Below are 7,986 nucleotides of genomic sequence, written 5' to 3' on the forward strand. Positions count from 1 at the left end.
CGCGCAGGCGGACATAGAGGCTGCGGCCGGGATTGTTGTCGACGTCGCCGACCAGCCAATAGCGTCCTTCGCGCCGGCCGTTGGAAAGATAGTGACGGCACACCGCCTCGGCCTCGCGCGCGAGACGGTGTGCCAGCTCGGCGGCTGGTCCCTGCATCGCCGATGTCCTGTCAGGCCGCGGCATGCGCGCTGCCGGCCCGGGGCGCGATGCGTGCGAGCGGATGGCGGTCAACGAGACCAGCGAGCACCGAAGCGCCGTTCGGCCCGGTGGGAATGAACAGCCGCAGCTTCCACGCGATGATTTCCGAGACCAGGCCCATCGCCTTCAAGCGGTCCACCATCCCATCGGTGAACCCGACGAGTTCGACCCGCTGGACGCCCATGACGAGCGATCGGCGCACGTTCATCGCATCCGCCAGATGCAGCGTGTCGCCCTTGAGCACCGCAGCGAACGCCTCGGCCGGGGCGACGGGCGGCGGCGTCTCGTCAAACGCCTCGGCGACCCAGGCCGGTGAGACCTGCCGCCCGATGATCCGTTCGCCGTCGTCGGTCTGCAGCCGATAGACCCGGCATCCCTCGGTCGGCAGGCGTCGCCAGATCGGCAGCAGGAGCCCGGTGACGATGTGGAGCGTCGTCTCTGTGAAGGCCGGCAAGGCGGCGATTTCGGCCTCCCATGCTTCGGCGAAACGGGCGGCGTCGGTCGCCTCCCATGCGGTGCCGAGGAGGGCGTTCTCCGCCATCGCCATGCGCTCCATGGGGCGCAGCAGACGCACGCGGCGTTCCACTTCGCCATCGTCCAGCGTGAGGCTGGGCGCGGGAACCTGGGCCGCGGCGCGCTGCGAACGGGTGTTGATGAGCAGGCGGCCGCCGCGCTCGCCCGCGCGTTCGAGCGCCTCGCCAAGGCTCAGCGGCGTGGTTGGATTGCGCTCGACGACGGTGAAGACCTGGGTTTCGGCGCCCGACGCGGGATGGACATAGAGCGTGCGCCGCTCGGTGACGCGCAGGGACTGCGCGGTGATGGTTTCCACGCCGCGGTCATAGACGCCGGCGCTGATCGCCCCTTCGATCTTGGCCCTGAGCAGGCCTTCAAACACCTCGAACAGCGTATCCTGAAGTGCGATGGTGAGCGCCAGCAGCCGGTTGAGGAACTGGGTGATCGGCGGCAGCTCCTCGCGGATGGTGCCGTCGCGATCGGTCAGCTTGAGGCCGGTCGCCTCCTCGAAGCGCTGGAGAGAACAACCCGGTACCTTGCCGAGCAGGAGCAGCATGTAGAGCTGGCGCAGCGCCGCCCGGGCGTAGGGGCTTTCCAGATTGTCCTCGGCGCGGAACAGCCCCTGACCGCCGGTCTGGCGCTGGCCCTTGGTGATCGCGCCCAGGGTGTCGAGCCGCCGGGCGATGGTCGACAGGAAGCGCTTCTCCGCCTTCACATTGGTGGAAATCGGCCGGAAGACCGGGGGCTGCGCCTGATGCGTGCGGTTGGTGCGGCCCAGGCCCTGGATGGCGGTGTCGGCCTTCCAGCCCGCCTCGAGCAGATAGTGGATGCGCAGGCGGCGGTTCTTCGCGCCGAGATCGGCGTGATAGCTTCGGCCGGTGCCGCCGGCATCGGAGAAGATCAGGATGCGCTTGTCGTCATCCTGGAAGGCGGCGGTCTCGGCGAGATTGGCGCTCCCGGCGCGGCCTTCGACCGCCAGGCGCCGCTCGCCATCGTCGCCGGTGCGGGCGACGACGCGGCGCGACCGGCCCGTCACCTCGGCGACCTGCTCGGTCCCGAACCGCTGGACGATCTGATCCAGCGCGCCCTGGACAGGCGGCAGCGCCGCCAGGTGCTCGATCAGGCGGTCCCGGCGCTCGACCGCGTCGCGGCATTGGACGGGGTGCCCGTCGCGCAGAACGGGCCGTGACGAGAGGTTGCCTTCGCCATCGGTGAACGGCTCGAAGAGCTGCGTGGGAAAGGAGTGGGCGAGATAGTCCAGGACATATTCGCGCGGCGTGATGTCGACCGCGACATCGCCCCAGTCTTCAGTGGGGATGTCGGCGAGGCGGCGCTCCAGCAGCGCCTCGCCGGTCGAGACGATCTGGACGACGCAGGCATGTCCGGCAGCAAGATCGCGGTCGATCGCGCCGATCAGGGTCGGCGTCTTCATCGCCGTGATCAGGTGATTGAAGAAGCGCTGCTTGGCGCTCTCGAAGGCCGACCGCGCGGCGGACTTGGCCTGCGCGTTCAGCGTTCGCGATCCGCCCTCGGGGCCGCAGCCGGTGATGTTGGCGGCTTCCATCGCGGCGGCGAGGTTGTTGTGGATGATCTCGAACGCGCCCGCATAGGCGTCGTAGATCCTCGTCTGCTCGGCGCTCAGGCTGTGCTCGACGATCTCGTACTCGACGCCTTGGTATGACAGCGATCGCGCCGCGTAGAGGCCGAGCGCCCGCAAGTCGCGCGCGAGCACTTCCATCGCCGCCACGCCGCCGGCCTCGATCGCCTCGACAAATTCGGCGCGGGTCGCGAACGGGAAGTCGTCCCCGCCGCAGAGCCCGAGCCGCTGGGCGTAAGCGAGGTTGTGGACCGTGGTCGCGCCGGTCGCCGAGACATAGAGGATGCGGGCGTCGGGAAGCGCGTGCTGCAGGCGCAGGCCGGCCTTGCCCTGTTGCGAGGCGGCCTGGACGCCGCGCTCGCCCTTGCCGCCGGCGGCGTTCTGCATGGCATGGGATTCGTCGAACACGATGACCCCGTCGAAGTCGGCGCCCAACCATTCGACAATCTGGCGGACGCGCGAAACCTTACCGTCGCGCTCGTCGGACCGTAGCGTGGCGTAGGTGGTGAAAAGGATGCCTTCGTCCAGGCGGATCGGAGCGCCCTGGCGAAAGCGCGAGAGCGGCGTCACGAGCAGCCGTTCCTGCCCGAGCGCCGACCAGTCGCGCTGGGCGTCTTCGATCAGGGCGTCGGACTTGGAGACCCAGAGCGCGCGGCGTCGTCCCTTCAGCCAGTTGTCGAGGATGACGCCCGCGACCTGGCGGCCCTTGCCGGCGCCGGTGCCGTCGCCGAGCATGAAACCGCGGCGGAAGCGGACCGCGCCTTCGGCGTCGTCGGGCGCCGCGGCGACCTGATCGAAGGTCGCGTCGACCGTCCAGGCCCCGGCCAGGCGCCCGGCATGAGCCTCGCCCGCATAGATGACGGTCTCGAGCTGGGCGTCCGACAGCAGACCGGCTTCGACCAATCCGTCGGGCAGGAGAGGGACATAGCTCGGCTTGGGCGGACACACCGACGCCATCGACGCCGACTGCACCAAGGGGGTGGGATGCGGCTTGGCGCCTTCGATCGCGATCGATTGCAGGACATAGGCTTCATAGAGCGCTTCGGTGATCCGGTCGCCCGCGGGCGGGCTCCAGTCGCGCACCGTATAGCAGAGCGGCTGGCCGTCGATTTCCGCCGGTGGCGGACCCGGCTTGCGCGCCGCCGAAGCGGGTCTGTGCAAATCCGGCTTCGGGCAAAGCCGCTTTGTCGGAAAGACGGGCGTCGCGGCGAGGCGTGCGGGCACCTGAGCGTCCACCCATCCCAGCAGCTCCGCGGCGCTGCCGGCCATGCCCGGCGAGTCGGGAAAGCGGAAGGGATCCTCCGCCGCCAGGCGATCGATGATGGTCAGGCGGGTCTCGGTCGTCGTCCCATGCCGCGCATAGACCCGCCCGTCGATGGCGGCCGAGAAGAGGACGCGACCGCGCTGCTGAAGGCGGATGAAGGCGTCGCGCCAGGCCGCGCTATAGGGCGACAGACCCGCCCCGGTGATGGCGACCAGGCGCCCGCCTTCGGCGAGACGCGCCAGGGCCGACGCCATGTGCCGCAGGGCGGCATCGGCGACCCGGCCTTCGACATGGACCCCGGCCGAGAAGGGCGGGTTCATCAGGACGACGGTGGGGATCGCCGCCGCGTCGAGATGGTCATGGATGTGGGCGGCGTCGAACCGGGTGACGGCCGTGGCCGGAAAGAGCTGGCCGAGAAGGTCGGCCCGCCCCTCGCCAAGTTCGTTGAGCACCAGCTCGGCGCCCGCGATCTCGGCGAAGATGGCGAGAAGCCCGGTGCCCGCCGATGGTTCGAGCACCAAGTCTCCGGCCTTGAGCCCGGCGGCGCGCGCGGCGATCCAGGCGAGCGGGATCGGCGTCGAGAACTGCTGAAGCGCCTGGCTCTCCTGCGACCGCCGCGTCTGGCTGGGCAGCAAGCCGGCGATCTTGCTGATCATGGTGAGCTGAGCGCCGGCTGGTTGCCGCGACAGGACCGGTCCGAACCGGCGCAGGAACAGAAGCTGGGCGGCCTCGCAGGCCTCGTAGGCGTCCTTCCAGTCCCAGAGCCCGTGCGCGTCGGAGCCCTGGAACGCCGCCTCCATCGCGGCGCGCAGGGCGCGCGCGTCGACCGGGACGCCCTGAACGAGCAGCGGCAGAAGGGCGCCGGCGGCGCGATGGAGCGCCGGGGCGCGGCGGACTGGGGAGGCGAGCGTTTCGTGCGGCGCCGGCGAAGCCAGGGCGGTCAGGGTCATGGTCGATCATCCAGGAGAGCGGGAGGAGGGCGAGCCGACCGGCGCTCTCTCTCGACCGCATCGGCTCGCCCCTTCCGGGCCGCGCTCTCACTCTTCCGCGACGAAGCCCCCGTCCTCGGCGGGCGGCAGATAAGCCTCGAAAGGATTGCCGGGCGCGAGATGGCCGAACGGCGTGAAGACATAGTCTTCGCCGTCGCGGCCAACGGCGCACAGGACGTAGCGCAGCTCGCGCGTCTCGGCGTCGAGGCACTCCATCAAGGCCAGGTCGTCGTTGCGGGCGGCGCGAAGCAGGGTCTGAAAATTGCGCGAAGCATGGTCGGGAATAGCCATGACCGAACTCCTGAAAGGAAAAGGCCCGCCAGCAGGCGGGCCGAGTGGATCGTGGGAAAAGGCGGTCAGGCCGCGTCGGCGGTCACCGCGAACGGGTCGACCTCGCAATGGATCGGTTGCGCCCGGCCCATCCAGGGTTCGGGCCGGATCGCGCGGACCCAATCGGCGAAGCTCGGAATGAAGCCGAGATCTTCGCGGACGTGCTGTTCGCCGATCAGCCGCACCGGCACGACGCGGCCGGTGGTCACGGTGATCGTGGCGCCGAAGAAGCGCTCGAGCATGAAGATGCCTTCGGCGTGATGGCGCAGCGCCCGGTGCCGGAAATCGGCGACGATCGCCTTGGACTCGTCGAACCATTGGTGGAGCGGCAGATAGTCTTCGGGGGCGCCGCCCCACCGTTTCACCGACGACAGCGCATGATGATAGCAATGGCCCATCACCGTCCTCCTCAAAATTCGTAGGCGTAGAATTCGGACGTGGTCAGCCGCTCGTTGTAATCGAGGGCGATCGTCCGGGCGGCGACGTCGAAGGTGAACTCGCCAAAGGCGCCGTCATTGTTCTCCCATCCCGACGCGACCTCCCGAAGGAAGTCGTAGGACAGGCGTTCGATCGCCTCGGCGACGCTCACCGTCACCGGCTCGACGCCCGAGCCATCCCACAGGGGATCGGCAAGGGTGATGGTGGCGTCCGGAAGCGTGGCTTCGGCCTCGGCGGTGCGGGCGTCGATTGACTCGATCTGACCGGAGTCGCCGTACCCGTCGAAGTTGACGACGACGATGGTGATACCGGCGGCGGCAAGGGCGTCGAACAGGGCGGCCTTGTTGGCAGGCCGGCATTCGGACTCCAGGCGGGCGCGCGCGGCGTGCTGGGTGAGATAGTGTTCATAGTCCGGGCGGATGGCGACGGACGGCGTGGCGTCGGACATCGTGAATCTCCTTGGCAAGGACGTGAAAAAGGTGCGGGGCGGCCGAACGCCGCCCCGCGAGAGGTCACTCGGCGGCGATGGCCTGGTGGTCGTCGTCCGCGTCCGGCTCGAGGTCGGAGGAGGCGGCTTCGTCCTCCTCGTCCGCGGTCAGGAACGCCGGCAGCGCCTCGGGCTCGGCCGGTTCTGCGGGCTCGGCGGGCGGCGGCTCGTCGGACGTCCGCAGCGGCTCGGGCAGCCAGCCCGACCCGGCCAGGAGCCGTTCGGCTTCCTTGGCCATGTCGCCCTTCTTGAGATGGTCGATGAGCTGGGCTTCGCGTTCGCCCTTGCCCTCGCGCACCGCCTCCAGGATCCGGGACTTGGTCACCCGGCCGAGATAGGTCTCGACCGTCGGCGTCCAGCCCGCCGCGGCCATGTCGAGATTGACGGCCCGGGCAAGCGCATCGGCGTGGTTCATGCGCCCGCCCTGGTTCCAGGACTGGTGGACGGCGTTGACGCTGAGGCCGACGCAGTGGGCGAACAGGGCTTGCCGGCTGTCGCCGTCGAAGCCGGTCAGGGTCTGCCACAACGTCCCCGGATCCTTGGGAAGCTGGTCCGCCCAGGCCTCGTGACGCGCCGCGATCGCCTTGGCCGACGCGGTGTCGTTCAGGTCCGGGACCTGATGGCCGAAGGTCGAATGCTTGACCTCCAGCTCCAGGCAGGTGGCGGTGCTGAAGCGATAGAAGGTCTTCAGCGCCAGGGCGTGAAGCACGGCGAGATAGGCCGTGTCGGGATCGCTCCCGACGGCCTCACGCAGCGCCAGCGTCCGGTGCGCGGTGAGCTCGGTCATCAGGCGCTCGGGAAGCGGCTTGATCGCGTCGTCCTCCTCCTCGGCCTCCGGGCCGGGCTGCGCCGCACCGCCCAGGGTGATGACCGTGCGCTGGACGTCGCCATCGGCGTCGGCCGTCGCTGCGGGCGCCCCGCCCTCGGTGTCCGGTTCAATCTCGACCTCGTCTTCAGGGCGCAGATAGCCGCGTTCGATCTTCAGATCGCCCGAGCCATCGAGGCTGACGAAGACACCGGCGCGCGCGATCTCGTCGGGATCGAACACCGGCGGGCGATTGTCGAAGGCGTCGAGCGCCGTCTCGATCTCGCCCAGGCGCTGGTCGACGTCATCGGGAAGCTCATCGGCTTCCGAATAGGTCTCTTCCAGCGTCGCATATTCCTGGGCGAGCGCGTCGTAGGCGGCCTGTTCCTCGTCGCTCAGCGGATTGGTCGAGGCGAGACGGCGCAGGCCGTGGGTGTGGCCGTATTCGAAGGCGACATCGGCGCTGACCCATTTCCAGCCTTCGGCGGCGATGGTTTCGGCCGCGGCGGCGAGCTTCTCCGCCACCAGCCGGTCGAGCAGCGCGGGATCCTGGAACCAGCCGCCGTCATCGGCCTGGAACAGGTCGCGCGACACCACGCCGCCGGCCGCCTCATAGGCCTCGGGCCCGATGAACTGCGCGCGCTTGTCGGAGGCGCGCACGGCCCCTTCGGTCAGCATCCGCCGGATCTGATAGGCCTCCTTGTAGGGACTGCGGGCGAGCGCCTCCCAGACCTGTTCCTGACGGGCGTGATCGTTCGTCACCGTGAACGCCATCAGCTGGTCCAGCGTCAGCTCGTCCTCGGCATAGAGCGCGAGCAGCATTTCGGAGACCGCGGCGAGCTTCAGGCGCTGACGGACGACGGCCGGCGTGACGAAGAAGCGGGCCGCGATCGCCTCGTCGCCCTGGCCCTGCTCGCGCAGGGTCTGGAAGGTCCGGAACTGGTCGAGGGGATGCAGCGGCTCGCGCTGGCTGTTCTCGGCCAGCGAATCCTCCTCGGCCGAGACATCGCTGCTGTCGCGCACCACGCACGGAACGGGCGCGGTGCGGGCGAGGCGCTTCTGCTTCACCAGCAGCTCGAGCGCGCGGTAGCGGCGCCCGCCGGCCGGCACCTCGAACATGCCGGTCTCGCGGCCCTCGGCGTCGAGGACGGCGCGGACGTTCAGGCTCTGGAGCAGGGTCCGCCGGGCGATGTCCTCCGCCAGATCCTCGATCGAGACGCCGGCCTTGATCCGGCGCACGTTCGACTGGCTCAGCACCAGCTTGTTGAAGGGAATATCCCGCGACGGGGACAGGACGATCTTCTGGGCAGCTTGGGTCATCAAAGGTTCTCCGTGACGGCCGGCCGGGAGCCTCTCTCTCGACC

The 7,986-nt window shown here is 69.4% G+C and carries 5 protein-coding genes; all 5 read right to left on the reverse strand.

Features of this window, described 5'->3' with window-relative positions; all coding sequences use genetic code 11:
• Positions 1–170: 170 nt before the first annotated feature.
• Positions 171–4,523, reverse strand: coding sequence for a strawberry notch-like NTP hydrolase domain-containing protein (locus Q0588_RS07875; RefSeq protein WP_298745349.1), 4,353 nt, complete (start codon positions 4,521–4,523; stop codon positions 171–173).
• Between the two features lie 87 nt (positions 4,524–4,610).
• Positions 4,611–4,853 carry a DUF6117 family protein gene (locus Q0588_RS07880; protein ID WP_298745351.1) on the reverse strand — a complete coding sequence of 81 codons (243 nt, stop codon included), beginning with the start codon at positions 4,851–4,853 and terminating at the stop codon, positions 4,611–4,613.
• Positions 4,854–4,918: 65 nt separating this feature from the next.
• Positions 4,919–5,290 (reverse strand): hypothetical protein, encoded by a 372-nt coding sequence (locus Q0588_RS07885; RefSeq protein WP_298745353.1) that lies wholly within the window; start codon positions 5,288–5,290, stop codon positions 4,919–4,921.
• A gap of 11 nt (positions 5,291–5,301) precedes the next feature.
• On the reverse strand, positions 5,302–5,778 hold the full coding sequence (locus tag Q0588_RS07890; RefSeq protein WP_298745355.1) for a DUF6878 family protein: 477 nt from the start codon (positions 5,776–5,778) through the stop codon (positions 5,302–5,304).
• Between the two features lie 64 nt (positions 5,779–5,842).
• Entirely contained in the window at positions 5,843–7,942 is a 2,100-nt protein-coding gene (locus Q0588_RS07895) for a ParB/RepB/Spo0J family partition protein (protein ID WP_298745357.1), read from the reverse strand.
• Positions 7,943–7,986: the final 44 nt, after the last annotated feature.

The organism is uncultured Brevundimonas sp. (assembly GCF_937870815.1).
In the GTDB taxonomy this organism is placed as follows: Bacteria; Pseudomonadota; Alphaproteobacteria; order Caulobacterales; family Caulobacteraceae; genus Brevundimonas.